Origin of the sequence: Kitasatospora sp. NPDC101155 (assembly GCF_044768305.1) — a bacterium.
Classification (GTDB): Bacteria; Actinomycetota; Actinomycetes; order Streptomycetales; family Streptomycetaceae; genus Kitasatospora.
In genome coordinates this window covers 91,027-116,261 of the sequence record NZ_JBIWPN010000002.1, presented here as the reverse complement: position 1 = coordinate 116,261, position 25,235 = coordinate 91,027, and the positions used below count along the sequence as shown (strand labels likewise).

General features: G+C 73.5%; 15 protein-coding genes, 1 pseudogene and 1 riboswitch. Of the genes and pseudogenes, 11 read left to right on the top strand and 5 right to left on the bottom strand.

From position 1 onward, the window contains the following. Positions 1-61: 61 nt before the first annotated feature. Both ACIRYZ_RS03050 and ACIRYZ_RS03045 read left to right on the top strand, forming a co-directional pair. The gene (locus ACIRYZ_RS03050; protein WP_402938752.1) at positions 62-2,182 is read left to right on the top strand and encodes a putative bifunctional diguanylate cyclase/phosphodiesterase; all 2,121 of its coding nucleotides are present in this window, start codon (positions 62-64) and stop codon (positions 2,180-2,182) included. Between the two features lie 192 nt (positions 2,183-2,374). Next, entirely contained in the window at positions 2,375-5,737 is a 3,363-nt protein-coding gene (locus ACIRYZ_RS03045; protein WP_402938749.1) for a hypothetical protein, read from the top strand. Positions 5,738-5,851: 114 nt separating this feature from the next. On the opposite strand, the gene ribA is transcribed toward ACIRYZ_RS03045, so the two are convergent. Next, positions 5,852-6,481: a GTP cyclohydrolase II gene (gene ribA / locus ACIRYZ_RS03040; RefSeq protein WP_402938746.1), complete on the bottom strand. Its 630-nt coding sequence runs from the start codon at positions 6,479-6,481 to the stop codon at positions 5,852-5,854. A gap of 303 nt (positions 6,482-6,784) precedes the next feature. Here ribA and ACIRYZ_RS03035 point away from each other — a divergent pair. The 4 genes and pseudogenes from ACIRYZ_RS03035 to ACIRYZ_RS03020 form a co-directional block, all read left to right on the top strand. Next, a pseudogene (locus ACIRYZ_RS03035) lies at positions 6,785-7,057 on the top strand (glutamate dehydrogenase); the annotation flags it as partial. A gap of 120 nt (positions 7,058-7,177) precedes the next feature. Then, positions 7,178-8,053, top strand: coding sequence for a GyrI-like domain-containing protein (locus tag ACIRYZ_RS03030; RefSeq protein ID WP_402938744.1), 876 nt, complete (start codon positions 7,178-7,180; stop codon positions 8,051-8,053). A 248-nt stretch (positions 8,054-8,301) separates the two neighbouring features. Continuing rightward, entirely contained in the window at positions 8,302-9,210 is a 909-nt protein-coding gene (locus tag ACIRYZ_RS03025) for an NADP-dependent oxidoreductase (protein ID WP_402938741.1), read from the top strand. 52 nt (positions 9,211-9,262) lie between these two features. Then, entirely contained in the window at positions 9,263-10,027 is a 765-nt protein-coding gene (locus tag ACIRYZ_RS03020; protein ID WP_402938738.1) for a VOC family protein, read from the top strand. A 24-nt stretch (positions 10,028-10,051) separates the two neighbouring features. Here ACIRYZ_RS03020 and lnt read toward each other — a convergent pair whose 3' ends face one another. Then, on the bottom strand, positions 10,052-11,749 hold the full coding sequence (gene lnt, locus ACIRYZ_RS03015; protein ID WP_402938736.1) for an apolipoprotein N-acyltransferase: 1,698 nt from the start codon (positions 11,747-11,749) through the stop codon (positions 10,052-10,054). Between the two features lie 108 nt (positions 11,750-11,857). Further along, positions 11,858-15,586: a cobaltochelatase subunit CobN gene (gene cobN / locus ACIRYZ_RS03010; protein ID WP_402938733.1), complete on the bottom strand. Its 3,729-nt coding sequence runs from the start codon at positions 15,584-15,586 to the stop codon at positions 11,858-11,860. Positions 15,587-15,740: 154 nt separating this feature from the next. Continuing rightward, positions 15,741-15,826: riboswitch (cobalamin riboswitch) on the bottom strand. 280 nt (positions 15,827-16,106) lie between these two features. On the opposite strand from cobN, the gene ACIRYZ_RS03005 reads away from it, so the two are divergent. From ACIRYZ_RS03005 to ACIRYZ_RS02995, 3 genes are read left to right on the top strand one after another with little or no spacing between them, the layout of a single operon-like run. Beyond that, a complete protein-coding gene (locus ACIRYZ_RS03005) occupies positions 16,107-17,351 on the top strand; it encodes a cobalamin biosynthesis protein CobG (RefSeq protein ID WP_402938730.1) in 1,245 nt (414 codons plus the stop codon). Beyond that, complete coding sequence (locus ACIRYZ_RS03000) at positions 17,348-17,974, top strand: precorrin-8X methylmutase (RefSeq protein ID WP_402938728.1); 627 nt, start codon at positions 17,348-17,350, stop codon at positions 17,972-17,974. Before ACIRYZ_RS03005 ends, ACIRYZ_RS03000 begins: the two co-directional genes overlap by 4 nt. Beyond that, positions 17,971-19,488, top strand: a complete 1,518-nt coding sequence (locus tag ACIRYZ_RS02995) for a precorrin-2 C(20)-methyltransferase (protein WP_402938726.1) — start codon at positions 17,971-17,973, stop codon at positions 19,486-19,488. Before ACIRYZ_RS03000 ends, ACIRYZ_RS02995 begins: the two co-directional genes overlap by 4 nt. Before the next feature lie 138 nt (positions 19,489-19,626). Here the strand turns inward: ACIRYZ_RS02995 and ACIRYZ_RS02990 are convergent, their stop codons facing one another. After that, the gene (locus tag ACIRYZ_RS02990; protein WP_402938723.1) at positions 19,627-21,366 is read right to left on the bottom strand and encodes a TIGR03767 family metallophosphoesterase; all 1,740 of its coding nucleotides are present in this window, start codon (positions 21,364-21,366) and stop codon (positions 19,627-19,629) included. Between the two features lie 341 nt (positions 21,367-21,707). Here ACIRYZ_RS02990 and ACIRYZ_RS02985 point away from each other — a divergent pair, with 341 nt between their 5' ends. Continuing rightward, positions 21,708-22,901, top strand: a complete 1,194-nt coding sequence (locus ACIRYZ_RS02985) for a cobalt-precorrin-5B (C(1))-methyltransferase (RefSeq protein WP_402938720.1) — start codon at positions 21,708-21,710, stop codon at positions 22,899-22,901. Positions 22,902-23,062: 161 nt separating this feature from the next. Next, positions 23,063-24,592, top strand: a complete 1,530-nt coding sequence (locus ACIRYZ_RS02980) for a UDP-N-acetylglucosamine 1-carboxyvinyltransferase (RefSeq protein WP_402938718.1) — start codon at positions 23,063-23,065, stop codon at positions 24,590-24,592. Positions 24,593-24,705: 113 nt separating this feature from the next. Here the strand turns inward: ACIRYZ_RS02980 and ACIRYZ_RS02975 are convergent, their stop codons facing one another. Next, positions 24,706-25,209 (bottom strand): DinB family protein, encoded by a 504-nt coding sequence (locus ACIRYZ_RS02975; protein WP_402938715.1) that lies wholly within the window; start codon positions 25,207-25,209, stop codon positions 24,706-24,708. Between the last annotated feature and the right edge of the window lie 26 nt (positions 25,210-25,235).

Genomic DNA, 25,235 nt, shown 5'->3' with positions numbered 1-25,235 from the left:
CCGCCGTGCGTACGACGGTCCGGCCTCGGCACACGACGGTCCGCGGAACCGGGGCCCTCGGATGAGCGGCACCACCCCGGTGAACGGCAGCGGCGAGCGGTTCCACGAGGACTGGGGCCGGCTGCTCTCCGCCGACCACGGCATCGTCGTCCACCCGGGTCTGCTCGGTCGCCTGGTCGCGCGCACCGCCGCGCTGCTGCACCGCGCCCAGGTGGAGGAGCCCTTCGAGCCCCGGCTGGCCGCCCAGGCCGGCGCCGAACTGGTCGACGCGCACTTCACCGACCCGGTCCTGCTCGCCCGCACGGTCGAACTGCTCCAGGCCCAGCCGGTCGGCGACGACCGCGGCCCCGCGCTGACCGGCGCCTTCGCGGCCGGCTGGGCCAACGCCCTGCGCGAGCGCACCCTGCGCGAGCAGGAGGCCATCCGCACCGCCGCCGACGCCGCCCGTCAGGAGGCCGAGCGTGCGCTGCGCGCCTCCGAGGCCCGGTTCCGTGCCCTGTTCGAGAGCGCCGCGATCGGCATCGCCATCGGCGACACCGACGGCAACATCCTGGCCGTCAACAAGGCCGTGCAGGAGCTGTTCGGAGCGGGGCCGGACGACATGATCGGCCGCCGGGTCGACGACCTCGTCCACCCCGAGGACACCCCGGGCGTCTGGGAGGCCTACGAGGAGCTGATCAGCGGCAAGCGGGAGTACTTCCAGTTCGACAAGCCGTACTACCGCCAGGACGGCGAGGTGGTCTGGACCCACCTGACCGTCTCGCTGATCCGCGACGACGACGGCGTCCCGCAGTACCAGGTCGCGATGCTCGAGGACGTCACCGACCGCTACCGACTCCAGGAGCGGCTGCGCCACCAGGCCACCCACGACCCCCTGACCGGCCTGCCCAACCGTGCCGCCTTCTTCGAACGGCTGGAGAAGCTGTTCGAGGAGCCGGAGCCGGGCGCCCGGTTCGGCCTCTGCTACGTCGACCTCGACGGCTTCAAGGTGGTCAACGACAGCCTCGGCCACGACATGGGCGACCAGTTGCTGTCCGCCGTCGCCGCCCGGCTGAAGGCCGCCCTCACCCCGCTCGGCCACCTGGTGGCCCGGCTCGGCGGCGACGAGTTCGTCGTCCTGCTGGAGAACTGCCGCGGCGAGCAGGAGGCGGTGGCCGCCGCCAAGACCGTGCTCAAGGCGTTGGCCGGGCCGGTGCTGATCGGCGACCACAAGCTCGCCGTCGGCGCCAGCGTCGGCGTGCTGGAGCGGCGGGTGTCCACCACCACCCCCGGCGCCGCCGTCCGGGCCGCCGACCTCACGCTCTACCGCGCCAAGGAGGCCGGCCGCGGCCGCTGGACGCTGTTCGACCCCCAGGAGAACGCCCGCGCGGTCAGCCGCTACGCGGTGTCGGTGCGGATGCCGGCCGCCCTGGACCGCGGCGAGTTCTTCATCGACTACCAGCCGCTGTACAAGCTGGCTGACGGCCGGATGGCCGCCGTCGAGGCGTTGGTGCGCTGGCGCCATCCGCAGCTCGGCGTGCTCGGCCCGGACGAGTTCGTCACCACCGCCGAGGAGACCGGGCTGATCATGCCGCTCGGCCGCTGGGTGCTGGAACAGGCCTGCGGCCAGGCCGCCGACTGGATCAAGCAGTACGGCGACGCCGCGCCCCAGCTGAACGTCAACCTGGCGGTGCGGCAGGCGCGCAGCGCCGCGCTGGTCACCGACCTCGGGCGGATCCTGGACAGCACCGGCCTGGACCCGTCCCGGCTGCAGCTGGAGATCACCGAGTCGACCGTGGTCGGCCCCGAGGACGAGGCGCTGCGCACCCTGCACGGACTGGTCGACCTCGGCGTCTCGCTGGCCGTGGACGATTTCGGTACCGGCTGGTCCAACCTCGCCTACCTGCGCGACCTGCCGGTCTCCGGGCTGAAGATCGCCGGGTCCTTCGTCGGCGACCTGCACGACCCGGCGAAGGACGGCGCCACCGGGTGGCGGATCGTCAGCGGCCTGGTGTCGATGGCGCACACCCTCGGACTGACCGTCACCGCCGAGGGCGTGGAGACCCGCAAGGACGCCGAGCGGCTGCGCACCATGGGCTGCGACTGGGCGCAGGGCTGGCACTTCGGCCGCCCGGTGTGGCCGGCCGAGATCGCGCGCCGGATCGTCGAGGAGCCGAAGGGGCGCCCCGTCGGGGAGTGCTGAGCCGGGCCGTGGTACCGGTGCCGTGCGGGCCTGGTCGCGGTGCGGAAACAGTTCCGGGAAGCGTTCCGAAAGCACCCGACACCCGTGCCCGGTATGCGGGATGATGGCGCGTCAAAATCACCACCCGGCACCGGTGCGCCCGCGGTCACGGCCCCGCACCGGCCCCGGGGCGCGGGGAGGGGAGCGCCAGCCATGGGCGCAACGGAGGATGCCGGCCCGGCCGACGGGGACCGACGCGGGGCGGCGCCGGGAGGCGGCCGCGGACCGGGGGAGCCGCCGCGGACCAGGGTGGACCGCGGCTCGCGGGGCCGTCGGCGCGGCGCGCAGGCCGGTACGGACCGGCCGTCCCGGCTCGGCGCCCAGCCGCACACCCGGGTGGACCCGCAGGCCGGGACCAGGCTGACGCCCGGGCCGCGCTACGACCCGGAGGCCGGGACCAAGGTCCAGCGGGGCGTTCCGCGGCGCTTCGACCCGGACGCGACCACCGAGGTCGTCCGGCCCCGGGCCACCGCCGGCCCGTCCGCAGGCCCGTCCTGGCAGGACAACATCGGCCCCGGGCCCGTCCCGGGCGGCGGGTTCGCGGCGGGCGGCTTCACCGGGGCCGAGGCCGGCGGCCCGTCCGAGGTGACCTTCCCGGATGCCCTGCGGGACCGCTTCACCCCGCTGGGCAAGGCCGGGGCCGGCGCCGAGGGCACCGTCTGGTACGTCCGGCGCACCGACGGCGGCCGTGACGCCGCGGTCAAGGTGGCCGCCGTCGGCCAGCCGATGGACCACGACCTGCTCGCCCACCTGCGCAACGACGGCTTCCGCCGGCACGTCCCGCACCTGATCGACTTCGGGCGGGTGCGCCACCACGGCGCCGTGGTCGACTGGGTGGCGATGGAGTACCTGCCGGTCACCCTCTCCGCGCACGTCGCCGAGCTGCGCCGCAGCGGCGCGCACACCGACCCGCGGACCACCGAGCAGATCGTCTACGAGCTGGTCTCCCTGCTGGAATTCTGGCAGCGGCGGATCCAGCGCAACCCGCTGGACTTCAAGCCCGCCAACATCCTGGTGCGCCCGGGCCGCGGGCCCGGCGAGTTCGTGATCGCCGACTTCGGCGGGGTCGACCGGCTCACCGACAGCCGCCGCTTCACCTCCGCGATGATGGTCACCGTCGCCTACATGGCGCCCGAGCAACTGGCGGGCAAGAACCACGAGGCGGGGCCCTGGTGGGGGCTAGGCAACGTGCTGTACGAACTGTTCGTCGGCCGCCCGCGGTTCGTCGGCGCGGACGGCGAGCGGGCCGCCGACCAGGAGTTGGAGCTGGAGCTCGTCATGGGCGAGGAGGTGGACCTCGCCGCCGTCGCCGACCAGCGCCAACTGCTGCTCCTCCAGGGTCTGTTCACCAAGAAGCCGGAGGACCGCTGGACGGCCCCGGAGGTCCGCAGCTGGCTGGCCGGCGGCAGCCCCGAGGTGATCCGGCGCCGCCCGCAGGCTCGCCGTCCGATCACCTTCCTCGGGGACCCGTTCACCGACCCGGTCCGGCTCACCGAGGTGCTGCTGCGCAACTCCGGCGCGGCGGCGCGCTGGCTCGCGGCGGTGGGGGCGGAGCGGCTGCGCGACTGGCTGCGCGACGAGGTCAAGGACTCCGTCTTCGACCTCCACTACCTCACCGACGTGGTCCGCGCGCCCGGCTCCCGGCGCGAGGCGGTGGCCGCCGTCGCCGTGCTCGCCCTCGGCGCCGCCTACGCCCCGTCCGCCGTGCCGCACTACCGTGACCGGCCGATCGACACCGCCGGACTGGAGCGGATCGCCACCGAACCGGACGGCGCCGCGTTCATCGACGAGCTGGTGCGCGGCGGCGCTCCCGCCGTGGTGGCCCGCTACGACTGCTTCCACCCCGAGTGCTCCGGTGAGCACTGCTCGCGGCTGCTCGCGCTGGCCGGGCTGCCGGACGTGCTGGCCGAAGTGGAGCGGACCGCCGGGACGGTCGGCGGCGGTCGGCGTGGCGGCGACGGGCTCAGCCCGGAGGAGCGCGAGGAGGCGCACCGGCTGGCGGTCTGGCTCAGCATCCGCCCCGAGGAGCGCTATCGGTTGCTGGGCCGGCTCTCCCCGCTGCCCGCCGCGCTGCACCGGCTGCCGCTGCCCGTACGGGTGTCGGAGCTCGCCGCGGTGGTGGACGGGACGCTCGCGGCGGGCGCCGCGGCCAGGGCGGCCGTCCGTCCGGCGGCCCGGCGGCCGGCGCCCGACCCGGAGGCGGCCACCCCTCGGGACGTGGTGCGGCGCCGCTGGTCGGCGCTGCGCCGGCGGGCGGTGGCGGCGGACCAGAGCGAGGTCGCGGGGCGGGCGGCGCTGGTGGCCGCGGAGGCACTGCGACGGCGCGGCCGCGGTCGGGCCGAGCGGCCCGAACCGGAGGGCGGCGCGCTGCGCCAGGGGCGGGTGGCCCGGCTGTGGCAGGGCCGGCGCCGTCGGCCGCCGGTGGACTGGTCGGCCCGGCTGCGGCTCTGGTGGCCGTACGCCCGCACCATGCTGCCGCGCCGGGTGGGCGCGGTCGCGCTGCTGGTGATCGGGCTCGGGCTGCTGCTGTGGGCGGGAGCTGTGCTGCGCTACCCGATCGAGGCCGGGCAGAAGCTGGACCTCTCGCCGGACCTGTTCGGCGGGCGGCTGCACCTGGCCGGTCGGCACGCGGCCGAGCAGGTGGTCGGCAAACTGGGCGCGGCCTTCGTCGCGGCCGTGGTGCTCGCCTTCTTTCCGGCGCGGGTCGGCTTCGGTACCGCGCTGCTGACCGGCGCCGGGGCCTTCGCGATCGGCTATCTGCGGCTCGGGCCGCCGATGACGGCCGTGGAGGCGCCGCAGCCGGTGGCCGACCGAGTGGTCATGTTCGAGGGCGGGATGGGGAGTTGGGCCGGGATCGTGGCGGTGGTGGCGATCGTGGTGGCCCTTGTCTTGATCGAGCGGGCGGCGAACCGACTGCTGAAGCCCGCCCAGCAGGCCCGGCGGCGGGTCCGGGAGTCCTGGCGGGACCTCGACCGGCGGGCCGCGCGGGCCGCCGGGCACCCGATGCGGGCCGTTCCGGCAGCCGGGCGCTGGGGTACGGGCGGCGCGGGAACGCGGGACCGGCTGCGGTTCGCGCTCGGGAGCACCGGGGTGCTGGTCCTGCTGCTGTGGGCGGCGGTCGAGGTGCGGCTCGCGGCCACCGGGGTGCACCGGACGCCGGACTCCTGGGGGACGGGGCAGACCGGTGCGGGGTACCAGGCCGGGTTCGTCGTCCTGCTGCTGGTGGTGTCGCTGCTGACCACGCTCGGGACGCTGGCCACCGCGCGGGTCCTGTTCGTCTGCTGGATCCTTGGCACGCTGTTCCTGGGTGCCTGGCCCGGCGCGCTGGGGCCGGTCGAGGCACTGCGGATACCGGTGTTCGAGAGGCTGTTCGGCACGGTCGCGGGGGTGTGGGGGCACGGGGCTTTCTGGGCCGCGCTGCTGGTGGCGCTGCCGGTGGCGGCGTACGGGGTGCTGCGGACGGTGCGGGGGCGCGCGGGGCGGGGTGAGGGCGGCAGGGTGACGACTAACGGATGACAGCTGACGGATGACAGATTTCGAAATCTGTTATCCGTCAGCTGTCTTCTGTTAGCTGTTCTCTGTCAGTCGTCGTCTCTCAGCTACCAGCCGGCAGCTGAGAGACGCCCGCCGTCAGCCCACCAGCCGGGAGAGCTCGATCGAGTGCCCGGTCCGCTCCACCTTCGCCTTCAGGTACCGGACGTTGCTCGCCGACAGGTGGACCCCGGTCGGCACCCGGTGACGGACGGTGACCCCGAGCTCGGCCAGCTGGGCGGCCTTGTCCGGGTTGTTGCTCAGCAGGTCGATGCCGGTGGCGCCGAGCGTGCCGAGCATCTGGGCGGCCGCGGTGTAGTCCCGGCCGTCCTCGGGCAGGCCGAGCGCGGTGTTGGCGTCGTAGGTGTCCATGCCGGAGTCCTGCAGGGCGTACGCGTCGAGCTTGTTGTACAGCCCGATGCCCCGGCCCTCCTGGCGCAGGTAGAGCAGGTAGCCGCCGGCCTCGCTGATCCGCTCCACCGACTCGCGCAGCTGCGGGCCGCAGTCGCAGCGGTCCGAGCCGAAGACGTCGCCGGTCAGGCACTCGGAGTGCAGTCGCACCAGCGGCGTCCCGCCGTCCGGGACCGTGCCGAGGGCGAGCGCCAGGTGCTCGGCGCCGTCGGCGAGGCCGTGGAAGGTGAAGACCTCCGCCTCGGCGCGGTAGCCGTCGGGGAAGGTCAGTGGGATGCGCACGCGCGAGCGCACCGTGGCGGCGCCGGGCTGAGGCATGGATGGGCCTCCGTCGATCGGGGGTGGACCGGGTTGGATCGCTCCGGATCCGGATGGACCGGGCGGATCGGATGTCGACCGTACTCTGCTGTTCCAATTTGAACAACTGCGTACTGCCGGTGACCGACCCGACTACGGAGGCGGACAACACCCCACCCGCCCCGACTGTTCCCGTCCGGCGGTCCAGCATGTGGAAGGGGTGGTGGCCGGGGTGTGGACACTGCGAGACTTCGTCCCGTTTCCTGGGCACGGGAACGCCTCGCGCACGACCACCGACGACCACGGAAGGTCCTGATCGGATGGTTCCAGGAGGCTGGGGTGGCCTTCGGCCCGGGCAAGGCGGCGAATGCGGGCGGCGTCGCGACCAGTGCGCTGGAGATGCAGCAGAACGCCTCGCGCGACTCCTGGAGCTTCGAGCGCACCGAGGAGCGGCTGGTCGGGATCATGAAGCACATCCACGACTCCTGCTTCACCACCGCCGAGCGCTACGGCCACCCCGGCGACTACGTGGTGGGCGCGAACATCGCCGGCTTCGAGCTGGTCGCGGACGCGATGCCGGCCCATGGCCTGGTCTGACCCCGGGTTGGCGCCGGTCGCCCGGCAATCGGTGCCCGACCGCAGCGGGCACCGATTGTCGGGTGCGGCAAGGTGGGTCCTTCCTACGGTAGTGATCAACAAGGGAAGGACGGGGTCGGTGTGCTGGAGCACCTGAACCGGGCGATGGACCGGATCGATTGGAACCTGGCCGGTGAGATCGACGTGGCCGAACTGGCGCGGATCGCGATGACGTCGGAGTACCACTTCCGGCGACTGTTCTCGATGCTCGCCGGGATGCCGCTGTCGGAGTACGTCCGACGTCGGCGGCTGACCGTCGCCGGGGCCGAAGTGCTCGACGGCGAGCGGACGTTGCTCGACATCGCGGTCCGGTACGGATACACCTCGGGCGAGGCGTTCGCCCGGGCGTTCCGGTCGATGCACGGGGTCGGGCCGGGGGAGGCCCGGCGCGACGGTGCGGTGCTCACCTCCCAGCCCCGGATGTCCTTCCGACTCATCGTGGAGGGAAGCAGCAGCATGGAATACCGGATCGTCGAGAAGCCGGACTTCCGGATCGTCGGCCGGAAGGCCCGGGTACCCCTGATCTACCTGGGCGTCAACCCGCACATCGCCGAGTTCATCAAGGGGCTCGGGGCGGAGACCGTCGAGCGGATCACGGCCCTGACCGGCAAGGACCCGCTCGGCATCGTCTCGGTGACCGACCACCTCTCGCCCAACCGCGAGGAGGGCTCCGAACTCGACTACTGGCACGCGGTGGTGGCGCGCGAGGACGCCGTCGTCCCGGACGACCTGGAGGTCCTGGACGTCCCGGCCGGGACCTGGGCCGTGTTCACCAACAAGGGGGCGTTCCCGCAGGCGCTGCAGGAGATGTGGGGGGACGTGGCCAGCCAGTGGTTCCCGTCCAACCCGTACGAGGCCCGGCCGGGCCCGGAGGTCCTGAAGACCCGCTTCGTCCCGGGGACGGGCGACGCTGAGGCGGAGCTCTGGATTCCGGTGGCACGGGCCGTGCGGGCCTGACAGCCGACAGAGAACTGCTGACAACTAACAGTCGACAGATAACAGATTTCGAAATCTGTTATCTGTCGACTGCTTTTTGTTCCCCGCTGCCACTCCTCCGCCGCCCTCGCCCACCCTCTGCCGTCCCGGCCCGCCTTCTGCCCACCCCCGTTCGGCCCACCAGCGCCCGCCCCCACCCTGCCGCGCCCCGCATGCTGGGGCGGGGGAGCAAGGGGCCGCAGGCCGCTACCCGAGGAGTGGGATCACCGATGGCCAAGGCGTTCGGCTTCGTCGACTACGGCGGACCGGAGACACAGGAGTTCCTCGACCGCCCCACGCTGGAGGCCGGCCCCGGTCAACTGGCGATCACCGTCCACGCCGCCGGGGTGAACCCGGTGGACTGGAAGGTCCGCCGGGGCTTCCTCGGCCGCGAGCGCCAACTCCCCGCCGTGATGGGCCAGGAAGCCTCCGGCGTGGTGCAGCAGGTCGGCCCCGGGGTCACCGGGTTCACCCCGGGCGACGAGGTGTTCGGCCTCGCCGCCGCCGGAGCCTTCGCCGAACAGACCCTGCTGCGCGCCGAGTTGAGCGCCCTCAAGCCCGGGGCCGTCGACTTCGACCAGGCCGCGACGCTCTGCGTCTCGGTCGCCACCGCCGACGACGCCGTGCGCCAACTCGCCCTCGGCGCCGGGCGGACCTTGCTGATCCTCGGCATCGCCGGCGGGGTCGGCAGCGCCGCCGCCCAGATCGCCCGCAGTCAGGGCCTGACCGTACTCGGCACCGCGAGCGACGCCAACCGCGAGTACGTGGAGTCCCTCGGCGCCGCCCAGGTCCGCTACGGCGACGGCGTCGTCGAGCGGATCACCGCGGCGGCCCCCGACGGCGTCGACGGCGTCCTCGACCTGGTCGGCGGCGACGCCCTGAAGGCCGTGGCCGGGGTGATCGGCGATCGCACCGAACTGGTCAGCACCGCCGACCCGACCGTCGCCGCCGAACTCGGCGGCCGCTATGTCACCCGCTCCACCACCTCCGAGACCCTCGCCGCCCTGGCCATGCTCGTCGCCACCGGTGACCTGGACCCCCAGGTCACCAACCGCTATCCGCTAGCCCGTGCCGCCGCGGCGGTCGCCGCGGTCGAGTCCGGGCACGCCCGCGGCAAGGTTGTCCTCGAAGTCTCCTGACACAACCAATACCTGACGAACAATCAGCTAAAGCAGCCGGAGAGCATGAGCCATGAAGCAGACCTCCGTCACCACCAACGCCCCGTGCTGGGTCGAGCTGGGCACCTCCGACCCGGCCGCCGCCACGGCCTTCTACCGCGAGCTGTTCGGCTGGCGCCCCGACGGCGACGTCCGGCCCGACGCGGGCGACTACACCCAGATGTTCCTGGGCAAGGCCTCGGCCGCCGCCATCACTCCGCGGTACGCGCCGCAGCAGCCGATCGCCTGGATGGTGGCCTTCGCGGTCGCCGACGCCGGCGCCACCGCCAAGAGGATCGAGGCCGAAGGCGGCCGCGTCCTCAAGGCGCCCAGCGACGTGTTCGACCTCGGCGTCTTCGCGGTGGTCGCCGACCGGTCCGGCGCGGCCTTCATCCTCTGGCAGGCCCGCGCCTTCCCGGGCGCCGACGTGTTCAACGAGCCCGGTTCGCTCGGCTGGGTGGAACTGCTCACCCGCGACCCGGCCGGCGCGAGAGCCTTCTACCCGGCGGTCTTCGGCTGGTCCGTCGCCCCGTCCGAGCATTACACCCAGTGGGGCCTGGACGGCCAGGACTTCGGCGGCATGCTGGTGATGGGCGAGAACTTCCCGCCCGAGGTGCCGCCGCACTGGCTGCCGTACTTCTCGGTCACCGACGTCGACAACACGGTCGAGCGGGCGGTCGCCCTCGGCGCGCAGGCGCTGATGCCGAGCTACTCGATGCCGGGCGGTCGGCGGATCGCCGTGCTGCGCGACGCCCAGGGCGCCGCGTTCGGCGTCTACACCGCCCCGGCGGGCAGCTGAGCGGCGGGCACTGGACGGCGGGCACTAAACGGCGGGGAGCTGAGCCGAGCTCCGCGCAGCCCGCGGGCGCCACCCGCCCAGCGCCGCCGCCACCGTGACCAGCAGCGCGCCCATCGGCACCACGTCGCCGACCCGGTCGTACCAGGTCAGCGTCCCCGGCGCGGTGAGCGGCAGTCGTACGGTCAGCGCCCCGGTGCGGTCGGTGCCGAGCCGGGCCAGCTCCCGGCCCTGGGCGTCGAAGGCGGCCGAGACTCCGGTCAGCGAGGCCTGCACGGCGGGACGCCCGGTCTCGGCGGCCCGGATCGCCGCCAGCGCAACGTGCTGCTCGGGCGCCCAGGTGCGCTGGAAGGTCGAGGTCGAGGACTGGTAGACCAGCACCCGGGCGCCGTCCCGCGCCGCCGTCCGGGCCATGTCCGGGAACGCCGACTCGAAGCAGATCAGCGCGCCGACCGGCAGCGGCCCGCCCGCCCGGTCGATGGCCGGCAGCACGTGGAAGGCGCTGCCGGGCGCCCGGTTCTCGCCCGCCGCCCGGCTGACCCCGGCGATCCAGCCGAGCGCCGGGCGCAGCGGGATGTACTCGCCGAAGGGCACCAGGCGGATCTTGCGGTAGCGGTCCACCACGCCCGCCGGGGAGACCAGCACCGCGTCCTTGGAGATCCGCCCGTCGGCCTTGCGGGCGTCCTCTCCGGCCATGATCTCGGCGCCGGTGGTCGCCGCGAGCCGGCGCAGGGCGTCCAGGGTGGCCGGGTCCTGGTCCAGGTCGGCGGCAGTGCTGCTCTCGCCCCACACCACCAGGTCCAGCGGCTGCCCGACCAGGGCGGCGGTGGCCCGGGCGCTCGCGTCGAACCGGGCCTGCGGGTCCTCCACGATGCCCGGCTGGACCAGCGCCACCGTCACCGCGCCGGTGCGCACCGGCGCCTGGCGCAGCGCGAACAGCAGCGGACCGGCGGCCAGCAGCAGTGCGGCGGTCAGCGCCGCGACCGTCCGAGGCTGCCGGTGCACCGCGGTCAGCACGATCAGCACCGCGGTGTTCACCGCCGCAATCGCCGCGCTGACCAGCCAGATCCCGCCCGCCGAGGCCAGCCCGAGGATCGCCGGGTGCTGCCACTGGGTGGCGCCGAGCAGCGCCCAGGGCCCGCCGAGCGCGGGCCAGGACCGCGCGTACTCGGTGGTCACCCAGACCGCCGGGACGACCAGCAGTGCCAGCAGCGCCCGACGCGTGGTCAGCGCAGGGTGCAGCAGCCGGTGCACCGCGTACCCGACCGCACCCTGCAGCGCCCCGAACAGCACCGCGAGTACCGGCAGCCCGGGTCCGATGGACGGCAGCAGCCAGTACATCGCGGTCAGGATGAACCCCGCCCCGAACCACCAGCCGCGCACCGACGCCTCCCGCCCCGACGGGGCCCGCTGCATCAGCAGCAGCCCGGGAACCAGCCCGACCCACGCGAGCCAGGCCTGTCCCGGCGCCGGGAACGCCAGCACCAACACCGCCCCGGCCGCCAGCGCCCCGAACCGCGCCCGGTACCGGTGCGGCGCGCGCGGCGCCCGTTCCCCGGCGGTCGGGTCGGCGGTCGAATCAGCAGTCGAGTCGGCGGTCGAGTCGGCGGTCGAGTCGGCGGCCCGGGTGGCGGCCGACCCGTCGGCCGAGGCTGCGGCCGAATCGCCGGCCGGGGTGGCGGTCGTGCTCAGGGCTTGGCGTGCGTGAGCGATGCGGCGCGACATGCCCCGTATTGTCCGCTTGGGCGCCGAACGCCACCAGTGGCCCCGTCACCCGAATGGATGACGGGAACGCCACGTTTCGAACACGGTGGCTTCATGCCACTCGGCAGATCAGCCCTCGCCGCCCTCCAGGTCGCCCTCGGTCTCCAGGAACGCGGCCTGCAGCTGCTGGATCAGCTCCGGGTCCGGCTGCTCCCACAGCCCGCGGCTGGCCGCCTCCAGCAGGCGCTCGCTGATCCCGTGCAGTGCCCACGGATTGGCACCGGCCAGGAACTCTCGGTTGACCGGGTCGAGGACGTACTCCTGGGTCAGCTTCTCGTACATCCAGTCCGCGACCACGCCCGTCGTGGCGTCGTAGCCGAACAGGTAGTCGACCGTCGCGGCCATCTCGAAGGCGCCCTTGTAGCCGTGGCGGCGCATCGCCTCGATCCAGCGCGGGTTGACCACCCGGGCGCGGAAGACGCGGGCGGCCTCCTCGGTCAGGGTGCGGGTGCGGACCGTCTCCGGGCGGGTCGAGTCGCCGATGTAGGCGGTCGGTGCCTTGCCGGTGAGGGCGCGGACGGTGGCCACCATGCCGCCGTGGTACTGGAAGTAGTCGTCCGAGTCCGCGATGTCGTGCTCGCGGGTGTCGGTGTTCTTCGCGGCGACGGTGATCCGCTTGTAGGCGGTCTCCATCTCCTCGCGCGCCGGGCGCCCGTCCAGCCCGCGGCCGTACGCGTAGCCGCCCCAGACCGTGTACACCTCGGCCAGGTCGGCGTCGGTGCGCCAGTCCCGGCTGTCGATCAGCTGGAGCAGGCCCGCGCCGTAGGTGCCCGGGCGGGAGCCGAAGACGCGGACGGTGGCCTTGCGCTCGTCGCCGTGCACCGCGAGGTCGGCCTGCACGTGGGCCCGGACGAAGTTGTCCGCGTCGGCCTCCTCCTGGGCGGCGGCCAGGCGCACCGCGTCGTCCAGCAGGGCGACCACGTGCGGGAAGGCGTCCCGGAAGAAGCCGGAGATGCGCAGCGTGACGTCGATGCGCGGGCGGCCCAGTTCGTCCAGCGGGATCGGCTCCAGACCGGTGACCCGGCGCGAGGCGTCGTCCCAGACCGGTCGGACGCCGAGCAGGGCGAAGGCCTCGGCGATGTCGTCACCGGCGGTGCGCATCGCACTGGTGCCCCAGAGCGAGAGCCCGACCGAGGGAGGGTAGGCGCCGTCGTTGTCGGCCCGGTAGCGCTCGATCAGCGAGGCGGCGAGCGCCTGGCCGGTCTCCCAGGCGAGCTTGCTGGGGACGGCCTTCGGGTCGACGGAGTAGAAGTTGCGGCCGGTCGGCAGCACGTTGACCAGGCCGCGCAGCGGCGAGCCGGACGGCCCGGCCGGAACGAAGCCGCCCTGGAGCGCGTGCAGTACGGCGTCCAGCTCGTCGGTGGTGGCTTCCAGGCGCGGTACCACCTGGGTGGCGGCGAAGTTCAGCACCTCGCGGACGGCCTCCGGCAGCCCGGCGGCGACCTTCTCCACCGCCTCGGGCGCCCAGTCCTGCGCCTCCATCGCCTCGACCAGGGCGCGGGCCTGGGCCTCGGCCGCGTCGGTGGCACCGAGGGTGAGAGCGGCCTCGTCCAGGCCGAGCGCCTCGCGCAGACCGGGCAGGGCGCTGACGCCGCCCCAGATCTGCCGGGCACGCAGGATGGCGAGCACGATGTTGACCCGGTCGGTGCCGGCCGGGGCCTGGCCGAGGACATGCAGACCGTCGCGGATCTGGGCGTCCTTGACCTCGCAGAGCCAGCCGTCGACGTGCAGCAGGAAGTCGTCGAAGCCGTCGTCCTCGGGGCGCTCGTCGAGGCCGAGGTCGTGGTCCAGCTTGGCGGCCTGGATCAGGGTCCAGATCTGGGCGCGGATCGCGGGCAGCTTGGCCGGGTCCATCGCGGCGATGTTGGAGTGCTCGTCGAGCAGCTGCTCCAGCCGGGCGATGTCGCCGTAGGAATCGGCGCGGGCCATCGGCGGCACCAGGTGGTCGACCAGGGTGGCGTGGGCGCGGCGCTTGGCCTGGGTGCCCTCGCCCGGGTCGTTGACCAGGAAGGGGTAGATCAGCGGCAGGTCACCGAGGACGGCGTCCGGGCCGCACTCGGCGGACAGCGCGGCGGTCTTGCCGGGCAGCCACTCCAGGTTGCCGTGCTTGCCGAGGTGGATGACGGCGTGGGCGCCGAAGCCGCCGTCCTCCTGCGCGGCTTCGATCCAGCGGTAGGCGGCCAGGTAGTGGTGGCTCGGCGGCAGGTCGGGATCGTGGTAGATGGCGACCGGGTTCTCGCCGAAGCCGCGCGGTGGCTGGATCAGCACCAGCAGGTTGCCGGAGCGGATCGCGGCCAGCACGATGTCGCCGTCCGGGTTCTGCGAGCGGTCGACGTACAGCTCGCCGGGGGCCGGGCCCCAGTGCTCCTCGACCTGCTCGCGCAGGGCCTGGGGGAGCGTGGCGTACCAGCGGCGGTAGTCGGCGGCGGGGATGCGGACCGGGTTGCGGGCCAGCTGGTCCTCGGTCAGCCAGTCCTGGTCGTAGCCGCCGGCGGCGATCAGGGCGTGGATCAGCGCGTCGCCCTCGTGGGCTGTGACTCGCCCGCTCGCCTCCGGGCCCTCCTGACCCGGCGCCGACGGTCGTCGCTCCGTCGCTCCTTCGTCGCTCCCGCGCTCCTTCCTTTCGGCACCGGCGGGCCCTTCGGCTCGGGGCGGGGCGGCGTCGAGGCCGGGGAGGTCGTCCCCGAGGTCCATACCCTCCGCGCGCAGCCGGTCCAGCAGGCGGACCGCGCTGGCCGGGGTGTCCAGGCCGACGGCGTTGCCGACCCGGGCGTGCTTGGTCGGGTAGGCGGACAGCACCAGCGCGAGGCGGCGCTCGGCGGCCGGGGTGTGGCGCAGCAGAGCGTGCCGGACGGCGGTGCCGGCGACGCGGGCGGCGCGCTCCGGGTCGGCGGCGTAGACGGTCAGGCCGTCCTCGTCCAGCTCCTTGAAGGAGAACGGGACGGTGATCAGGCGGCCGTCGAACTCCGGTACCGCGATCTGGGTGGCGGTGTCCAGCGGGGAGAGGCCGTCGTCACTGGCCTCCCACTGGGCGCGCGACCAGGTGAGGCAGAGAGCCTGCAGGATCGGGCGGTCCAGGGCGGCGAGCGCGCCGGCGTCCCAGGCCTCCTCGTCGCCGCCGGCCTGGGCGTCGGCGGGGCGGGTGCCGCCGGCGGCCAGCACGGTGGTGACGATCGCGTCGGCCTCGCCGAGCGCGGCCAGCAGTTCGGGCTCGGCGCCGCGCAGCGAGGCGCAGTAGTAGGCCCGGGCGCGGGCGCCCCGGTCCTCGATCGCCTGGCAGAGCGTCTCCACGAACGCGGTGTTGCCGCTCATGTGGTGGGCGCGGTAGTAGAGCACCGCCACCGTCGGGCCGTCGTTGCCGCGAGCCTCGCGCTCCAGCGGACCCCACGCCGGGGCGGAGGCGGGCGGGGCGAAGCCGTGGCCGGTCAACAGCACCGTGTCGGAGAGGAAGGCGCCCAGCTCGGCCAGGTTGGCCGCGCCGCCGTGGGCGAGGTAGGCGTGCGCCTCGGCGGCGATGCCGGCCGGGACGGTGGACAGCTCCATCAGCTGGGCGTCGGGAGCCTGTTCACCGGTCAGCACGACCACCGGGCGGGGGCCGGCCAACAGCGCGTCCAGGCCCTCCTGCCAGGCGCGCCGCCCGCCGAGCAGGCGGACCACCACGAGTTCGGTGCCCTCCAGCAGCGCGGGCAGGTCCTCGGGGGACAGCCGGGCCGGGTTGCCGAGCCGGTACGGGACGGGGCCGTTCGAAGCGCGGGCACTGAGCAGGTCGGTGTCGGACGTCGACAGCAGCAGAATCATGCGAAGGCCCTCCCGGCCTCGTCGGTGGCCAGAGTGGCCGGGGTGGCCAGGATGGCCGCGGTGGTGGCCGGGGACACGGGCGCGGGCATGCGACAGCGGGGGTGCATTTCTGCCTTCCTCGGGGTCCGCGCCCCGGGCCGGTGGAGGACGGCGGGAGTTCCTGGCTCCCGCGGCCGACCGGTCTCCCGGTGAGCCGCGGTCACAGTGGCGGGACCGCACCGGGCTTGCACCGGTTTCCTCCCCTGCGCCGTCGCTGGCGTGCGGACGGTCCGCTGGGACCGCCCGGCAGCATCGTACGGGGTGCGGCTGACCTGGGGGAGGGCGAGTTCCGCCACGTGCGGCACGGGGGTGGCGTACGGGCGGGCGCGGGGCCGCGGAACGGCCCGGCGCGTGATCGGGCGCGGGGGCCGGTGCGTGAGCCGGGAGCGTTGCGGGGTGACGCCGCGTGTGCCTCCGGGTGACGTCGGGTGTGATGCAGCGGACGGAGGCAACCGATCGGATCATCTGTATGCTCGCCGCCATGCCACCGACACCCGACGCCACCGCGCCGGGCGCCGCCGTGCCCGACCGGGGGCGCGCCGACGCCTGCCCCGGGGCACTTCGTCTGCACCCGGCCGACGACGGCGCCCTCGCCCGGGTCCGCCTGCCCGGCGGCCTGCTGACGGACCGTCAGGCGCTGGTTCTGGCCGAGGCCGCCGAGGCCCTGGGCGACGGGGAGTTGGAGACCACCTCGCGCGGCAACGTCCAACTCCGCGGCCTGGCCCCGGACTGCGGCGCCGAACTCGCCGACCGGCTGCGCGCCGTCGGCCTGCTGCCCTCGGACACCCACGAGCGGGTGCGCAACATCGTCGCCTCGCCGCTGGCGGGGCTGGGCCCGGCCGACTCGGCCGATGTGCAGGCCTGGGTGCGGGAACTGGACGCGCGGCTGTGCGCGAGCGACTGGGCGGCCGCACTCTCCGGCAAGTTCCTGTTCGCGCTGGATGACGGGCGGGGCGACGTCGCCGCGCTCGACGCCGATGTGACATTGATCGCAGCTTCGGGCGGGCCCGCCGTGCTGCGCCTCGGGCGCGCCGCCGCCGGACACCCGGTCGAGCCCGGGCAGGAGGTGACGGCCGTCCTGGACGCCGCCCGCACCTTCCTGGACGCGCTGCGCACCAGCGGCCGCAAGGCCTGGCACCTGCGCGAGGTGCCCGAGTTGCTGCCGGCCGGCACGCTGCTGCTGCCCGCCGCCACCGGCGCGGCGCCCGTCGTCGGCGCGCTGCCCGGCGGGCTCTCGGTGGGCATGCGCTTCGGGCGAGCGAGCGCCGCGCAGTGGCGCGCGCTGGTCGCCGCCTCCGTCGGCGAGCTGCGGCTGACCCCCTGGCGCGGCGCGGTGCTGCCCGGCGCCCCGGCCGACCGGCTGCCCGCGCTCGAAGCCGCCGGCTTCCGTACCGCGCCCGGCTCGGCCTGGGAGCGGGCCACCGCCTGCACCGGGCTGCCGGGCTGCGCCAAGTCGCTGGCCGATGTCCGCGCGGACGCCGCGCGGGCGTTGGAGTCGGACGCCGCGCGGGCGTCGGAGGCCGGGCCGGGCGGACTGCCGGTGCACTGGTCCGGCTGTGAGCGACGCTGCGGCCACCCGGCCGGGCGGTGGGTGGACGTGCTCGCCACGGGGCACGGCTACCGGGTGACGGTCAACGGGCCGGCGACGACCGCGGGCACTTCCGTGGACGTGAGGAACGAGCAGATGGCCGAGGCGGTCGCCGAGGCCAGGAGGACCACGAAGTGATCGAGTACGAGAAGGACGGCGCGTCCATCTACCGCCAGTCCTTTGCCACCATCCGCGCGGAGGCCGATCTGGCCGCCCTCCCGGCGGACGTCTCCCAGGTCGCGGTGCGGATGATCCACGCCTGCGGAATGGTCGACCTGGTCGAGGACCTGGTGTACTCGCCCGGCGTGGTCGCCTCGGCGCGCGCGGCGCTGCACGCCGGTGCGCCCGTCCTCTGCGACGTCAACATGGTCGCCAGCGGCGTCACCCGCAAGCGGCTGCCCGCCGACAACGAGGTGATCTGCACCCTCACCGACCCGTCGGTGCCCGAACTCGCCCGGAAGATGGGCAACACCCGCAGCGCGGCCGCCATGGAGCTGTGGCTGCCCCGGCTGGAGGGCGCGGTGGTCGCCGTCGGCAACGCGCCGACCTCGCTGTTCCGGCTGCTGGAGATGATCGAGGCGGGTGCGCCCCGTCCGGCCGCGGTGATCGGCGTCCCGGTCGGCTTCATCGGCGCCGCCGAGTCCAAGCAGGCCCTCGCCGAGCACCCGTCCGGCCTGGAGCACCTGGTGGTGCGTGGTCGACGCGGCGGCAGCGCGATCGCCGCAGCGGCCATCAACGCGATTGCGAGCGAAGAAGAGTGACGGAGAATCAGACCGCCGTCGGTCGACTGTACGGCGTCGGCCTCGGCCCGGGGGACCCTTCGCTGGTGACCGTCCGCGCCGCCGAACTCATCGGCAAGGCCGACGTGGTGGCGTACCACAGCGCCCGGCACGGCCGTTCCATCGCGCGCTCGATCGCCGAGCGCTACCTGACGGGTGGTCAGATCGAGGAGAAGCTGGTCTACCCGCTCACCGTCGAGACCACCGACCACCCGGGCGGCTACCGGGGCGCGCTGGACGAGTTCTACGGGGAGGCCGCCGCCCGGCTGGCCGCCCACCTGGACGCCGGGCGCGACGTGGTGGTCCTCGCCGAGGGCGACCCGCTGTTCTACGGCTCGTACCAGCACATGCACAAGCGGCTCGCACACCGCTACCCGACCGAGGTGGTGCCCGGCGTGACCTCGGTCAGCGCGGCGGCGGCCCGGCTCGGTCAGCCGCTGACCGAGGCCGAGGAGACGCTCACCGTCATCCCGGGCACCCTGCCCGAGGAGGAGCTGACGGCGCGGATCGCCGCCGCCGACTCCGCCGTGATCATGAAGCTGGGGCGCACCTTCCCGACCGTCCGGCGGGCGCTGGAGCGGGCCGGGCGACTCGAGGACGCCCAGTACGTCGAGCGCGCCTTCATGGCCGGGGAGCGCGTCGCGCCGCTCGCGGAGGTCGACGCCGAGACCGTCCCGTACTTCTCGGTGGCGGTGCTGCCGAGCAAGGTCGCGCCACTGGAGCCCACCGTGCGGCTGTCGGACGGCACGGGCAGCGTGACCGTGGTCGGCACCGGTCCGGCCGGGCCGCTCTGGCTCACCCCCGAGGCGCGCGGTGCGCTGGCCGAGGCCACCGACCTGGTCGGCTACACCACCTACCTGGACCGGGTGCCGGAGCGGCCGGGGCAGCGGCGGCACGGCTCGGACAACAAGGTGGAGTCGGAGCGCGCCGAGTTCGCCCTGGAGCTCGCCCGGCGCGGGCACCGGGTCGCGGTGGTCTCCTCGGGCGACCCGGGCGTCTTCGCGATGGCCACCGCGGTGCTGGAGGTCGCCTGCGAGGAGGCGTACCGGGACGTGCCGGTGCGGGTGCTCCCCGGGATGACCGCCGCGCACGCGGCCGCCTCCCGGGCGGGGGCCCCGCTGGGGCACGACTACGCGACGGTCTCGCTGTCGGACCGGCTCAAGCCGTGGGAGGCGGTGGCGAAGCGGCTGCGCGCCGCCGCCGAGGCGGACCTGGTGCTCGCGCTGTACAACCCGGGCTCGAAGTCCCGCACCACCCAGGTCGGCCTGGCCCGGGACCTGCTGCTGGAGTACCGCGCGCCGGAGACCCCGGTGGTGATGGCGCGCGACGTCGGCGGGCCGACCGAGCGGATCCGGATCGTGCGGCTGGGCGAGCTGGACCCGGCGCTGGTCGACATGCGGACGATCCTGCTGATCGGCTCCTCGCAGACCCAGGCGGTCGAGCGGGGCGGCGGCGTGGAGGTCGTCTGGACGCCTCGGCGGTACCCGGAGGCGTGACGGCGGGCCGCTGACGGCGCCCGACGCCTGCTACGCACGACTGACAGATGACAGCTGACAGATTTCGTTATCTGCTAGCTGTCATCTGTCTTCTGTTCGCCTTTACCTGTCAGCTGTCAGCTCTTGCTGCCGCGTGCGTCACCGAGTCGGCTTGGTGATCAGCAGCTCGGTGTTGTGGTCCTCCCCGGAGCCCAGCAGCGCCGAGACCCTCCCGTTGGGGTCGTTGTACGACAGCTCGCGGTACAGCGCCGCGAGATTTGCGTCCGAGGTACTGCCGAAGTCCGTCCCGTACGGCGCGGAGGACTCGATCAGCGTGGTGAACAGGGAGAGCGTGCCGTCCCCGTTGTCCGCGATCTCGATGATGCGCCCGTGCTGCGGGTAGTCGATGTGCGAGGCGGTGTTGATCTCCCAGAACGCCCGCTCCGGCACCGGGTGGCCGTGCGCCGTGATCTTGTTCATGTGGGTGTGCCCGTTCACCCACGCGACCACGTTCGGGTAGCGCTGCAGCAGGGCGACCAGTTCGTTGCCGTCGTGCCGCTTCTCGAAGATGTTGCGCGGGTCCGGCAGCAGGTTGCCCATCGAGCCGCTGGTGTGGTGACTGAAGACCAGGATCACGTCGTCGGTGCTGCCGCCCGTCACCCGGTTCCCGTTGGTGTCGTACCAGTGCCCGCTGTGCGCCTTCAACTGCTGCTCCAGCCAGCGCAGTTGGGCGGTGCCCAGAGAGCCGTCGGCGAACCCGGCCCGGTTGGTGGTGTCCAGGCTGATGCCGACCACCTTCTCCGAGATCCGGAAGGTGTAGTAGAGCTTGCCGCTGCTCGCCATGTCCGAGGTGAAGCCGTGCCCGTACGGACCCGCGCCGGTGACGGCCGGGTTGAGGTGGGCCTCGGCGAACTCCTTGAGCGTGAACGGGTGCCGGCGCTCGTCCGGGGTCACCCGGCGCACCGCCTCGCCGCTGGCGAGGAGCTTGGCGAGCAGCAGCACGGCGCCCGCCGGGTCGCGGCGCAGCGAGTCCATCAGCTGGGCCGCGGTCGCGTCGTCGCAGCCCTCCAGCTTGTACTCGCCGGTGTAGAGGTCGTTCAGCAGCCCGAAGTCCGGCAGCGTGCCCTCGATGCTGTCGTCGTGGTTGCCGACCGTGGTGTACCAGGGGGTGCGCAGACCCGGTGCGTCGAAGGGGCGGCCGGCGGCGGCGAGGAAGCCGGGTATCTGCGGGAAGCCCTTCGCCTTGTAGCTGTCGTTGTAGGCGAGTTCGGGGTTCCAGAAGGCGGAGTTGCCGGAGTTCTGCACGCCCTCGTAGCGGCTGAGGTCACCGGTGTTCTGGGCCATCCGCCCGCCGCCCATGACCGTGAGGTACCAGTCGAGCTCGGCCAGCTCGTGGTTGTCGGTGTTGTCACCGGTGGCCATCACCATGCTGAACGGCATGCCGGTGTAGGGGCCGCCGTCGAGCGAGTTGACCCGCTCGACGAGGGCCGACACCCCGCGGGCGTTCAGGGCCTCCTGCGGCCGGTAGGCACTGCCGTTGCTCTTGGCCAGGAACTCGAATCGCACCGGGGACTCGGTGTCCACCAGGTGCAGATCGCTGAACTGGACGAAGCTGGCCAGCCCGGTGCGGCGGTCGTCCCGTCCGGCGTCCGGCGCCGCGAGGTCCCCGCGCACCACCAGCGGCCAGCCGGGCCCGGCCGTCAGCCGCTTGTAGGAGTCGGTGCCGACCGGAGTGGCCACCTGCTCCAGGGTGGTGCCGGTGACCTTGACCGCCCGCGCGGCCGTGGTCGCCAGCGCCTGATCGCGCGCCGCGGCCGAGGCGAACTGGGCGCTGCCCAGAGACAGGGCCGACCAGGCGGCGGCCACTGACGTACCCGTGAGGAACGTACGACGTCTCATCCCTGCCACAAAAACCCCCACATGCTGATGGCCCGGCCGGGCGAGCGCCCCGTCCACCGGGCCTGAGTGTCATGAACCCGCACTTCTGGCGGAGCGACAGATTACCCACGGGTAGGCCCCGGGTGTTAGCCCCGTGCGGAGAACTCTTCGGGAACGCGGGGCAGCACCGCCTCCGCAGCTCGCGCGCGGTGGCCCGGTCCGGGCGCGGACCGCCACCCCGGTCGGGGCGGCGCGGGACGGATGGGGGAAAATCGGCGGCGACGGCCGGGTGCGGCCGCCGAGGCAAGCGGGACGGCGCGCGAGCGCGGTCCGACGCTCGGACGTTCGGAAGTGAGGCGCAGGTGGCCGCAGCGGGAGCCGGGGCGGGAGGCCGGGCCGGTCAGCTGAAGAGCAGCGGTCTGCGCCACGGCTGGACGACGGGCGCCTGCGCCACCGCCGCCACCAAGGCCGCCTACACCGCGCTGCTCACCGGCGAGTTCCCGGACCCGGTGACCATCACCCTCCCCAAGGGTCACCAACCCGCCTTCGCCCTCGCCGCCGAGGAGCTGACCGGGTCGGGCTCCGGGGACCTGACCAGGTCGGGAACCGAGGCGCTGACCGGGTCGGGAGCCGGGCCGGTCAGCGCCATGGCCGGGGTGGTCAAGGACGCCGGCGACGACCCCGACGTCACCCACGGCGCGTTGATCCGCGCGACCGTACGGGCCGGCGAACCCGGCGCCGGAGTGGTGTTCCGGGCCGGTCCCGGGGTCGGGACGGTCACCAAGGCGGGCCTGCCGCTGCCGGTCGGCGAGCCCGCGATCAACCCGGTGCCCCGGCAGATGATCCGGGACGCCGTGGCAGAGGTGGCGGCGGCGCACGGCGGCAGCGGGGACGTGGTGGTCGAGGTCTCCGTCGACCACGGTGAGGAGATCGCCCGCTCGACCTGGAACCCGCGCCTGGGCATCCTCGGCGGCCTGTCCATCCTCGGCACCACCGGGATCGTCGTCCCCTACTCCTGCTCGGCCTGGATCGACTCGATCCGGCGCGGCGTGGACGTGGCCCGGGCGGCCGGGCGCACCCACGTGGCGGGCTGCACCGGTTCGACGTCGGAGAAGGTCGCCGTCGCGGTGCACGGACTGCCCGAGGACGCGCTGCTCGACATGGGCGACTTCGCCGGGGCCGTCCTCAAGTACCTCAAGCGCCACCCGGTGCCCCGGCTGACCATCGCGGGCGGCTTCGCCAAGCTGTCCAAGCTCGCCTACGGCCACCTGGACCTGCACTCGGCGCGCTCCCAGGTGGACAAGGGCTACCTGGCCGAACTGGCCCGGCGTGGTGGGGCGGACGAGGCACTGGCCGAGGCGGTGGCGGCGGCCAATACCGGGCTGGAGGCGGTGCAGCTGTGCCGGGCGGCGGGGGTGCCGCTCGGGGACCTGGTCGCCGAGGCGGCCCGGGCGACGGCTCTGGACGTGCTGCGGGGCTCATCGGTCGCGGTGGACGTCATCTGCATCGACCGCGCGGGCACCATCGTCGGCCGGGCGGAACCGTTCGGGCCCTGAACGGCGTCGAGTTGAGCGCAGCGTCGGCGCAGCAGAAGTTCAGCAATTTCGCGCGGTGATGTGAAGATCTGACACTCATGCGAGGAGAGAAACGGACAAAAGTAGCGTCACGCCCAACCTTGATTCTGTCGCGATCTCAACCATGAGATATGGTCTGCCGAGTGACAGGCGACTACCTCACCCGTATCGGCACCCTCATCCGTACCGCGCGCCAGCATCGCGGCTGGTCCCAGGCGCAGCTCGGAGAGGCGCTCGGCACCAGCCAGAGCGCGGTCAACCGCATCGAACAGGGCAAGCAGAACGTCAGCCTTGAGATGATCGCGCGCATCGGCGATGCCCTCAACAGCGAGATCGTCTCCCTCGGCTACTCCGGCCCGATGCACCTGCGGGTCACCGGCGGCACCCGGCTCTCCGGCGCGATCGACGTCCGCAGCAGCAAGAACGCCTGCGTGGCGATCCTCTGCGCCTCGCTGCTGACCACCGGCCGCACCACGATCCGCAGCGTCGCCCGGATCGAAGAGGTCTACCGCATCCTTGAGGTGCTCACCAGCATCGGCGTCAAGAGCCGCTGGATCAACGAGGGCCGCGACCTCGAACTCACCCCGCCGGCCGAGCTCGACCTCGCCGCGATGGACGTCGAGGCCGCCCGCCGCACCCGCAGCGTGCTGATGTTCCTCGGCCCGCTGATGCACCGCGCCGAGCGCTTCGCCATCCCGTACGCGGGCGGCTGCGACCTCGGCACCCGCACCGTCCAGCCGCACCTGACCGCGCTGCGCCGCTTCGGCCTGGAGGTCGCCACCACCGGCGGCGCCTACCACGCCTCGGTCGAGCCCGGCGTCCCGCTGGACCGCCCGATCGTGCTGACCGAGCGCGGTGACACCGTCACCGAGAACGCCCTGCTGGCCGCCGCGCGGCACGACGGCGTGAGCGTCATCCGCAACGCCTCGCCCAACTACATGGTCCAGGACCTCTGCTTCTTCCTGGAGGAGCTGGGCGTCAAGATCGAGGGCATCGGCACCACCACCCTCACCGTCCACGGCGTCCCGCAGATCACCTGCGACGTCGACTACACCCCGGCCGAGGACCCGGTGGAGGCGATGAGCCTGCTCGCCGCCGCCGTGGTCACCTCCTCCGAGCTGACGATCCGCCGGGTGCCGATCGAGTTCCTGGAGATCGAGCTCGCGGTGCTGGAGGGCATGGGCCTCGACTACGACCGGACCCCCGAGTACCCGGCCCACAACGGCCACACCCGCCTGGTCGACCTCACCGTGCGCCCGTCCAAACTGACCGCGCCGATCGACACCATCCACCCGATGCCGTTCCCCGGCATCAACATCGACAACGTGCCGTTCTTCGCCGCCATCGCCGCGGCCGCGCACGGCACCACGATGATCCACGACTGGGTCTACGACAACCGCGCGATCTACCTCACCGAGCTGACCCGGCTCGGCGCGGACGTCAAGCTCCTCGACCCGCACCGCGTGCTGGTCCAGGGCCCCACCCGCTGGCGCGCCGCCGAGATGATGTGCCCGCCCGCGCTGCGCCCGGCCGTGGTCATCCTGCTGGCGATGCTCGCCGCCCAGGGCACCTCCGTCCTGCGCAACGTCTACGTCATCAACCGCGGTTACGAGGACCTCGCCGAGCGCCTCAACTCGATCGGCGCCCAGATCGAGACCTTCCGCGACATCTGACAGATCGCCATCGCACAGGCCGGCCTCACCCGCTGAGGTCGGCCAGCAGCGCGGCGACGTCCAACCCGGTGTTCAGGTAGTGGCCCACCCGCTCCCGCTCCGGCTTCGGTGCGCTACTCGCCGGTGGAGCCGTCGAGGTGCTCGCGCAGGAGGTCGGCGTGGCCGTTGTGGCGGGCGTACTCCTCGATCATGTGGGTGAGGATCCAGCGCAGCGAGAAGACCTCCTCGCCGTAGTGGCCCAGGACGTCCAACGACTCCGCGGCGGCGACGAGTTCCCGGGCGTGGTCGCACTCCCGGCGCCAGATCGCGAAGGCCTCCTCCGGGTCGGCGGTCTCGACGTCGAACTCGGCGAAGGTGCCGTCGGGGTGCTTCCAGAAACCGTGCCTGGCCTCGTCGTCGAGGACGTTGCGGAACCAGCTGCGCTCCACCTCGGCGAGGTGGCGGACGAGCCCGAGCAGCGAGAGCCCGGAGGGTTCCAGCACGCGGGTGCGCAGCTGTTCGGTGCTGAGGCCGGCGCATTTCATCGCGAGGGTGTCGCGCTGGTGGTCCAGGAAGCTGGTCAGGGTGGCCCGTTCGTCGGCGGTACGCAGGGTGGTGGCGCGCTGGTCATCGCTCATCGGGCCATCGTGCCGGGTGGCCGGTC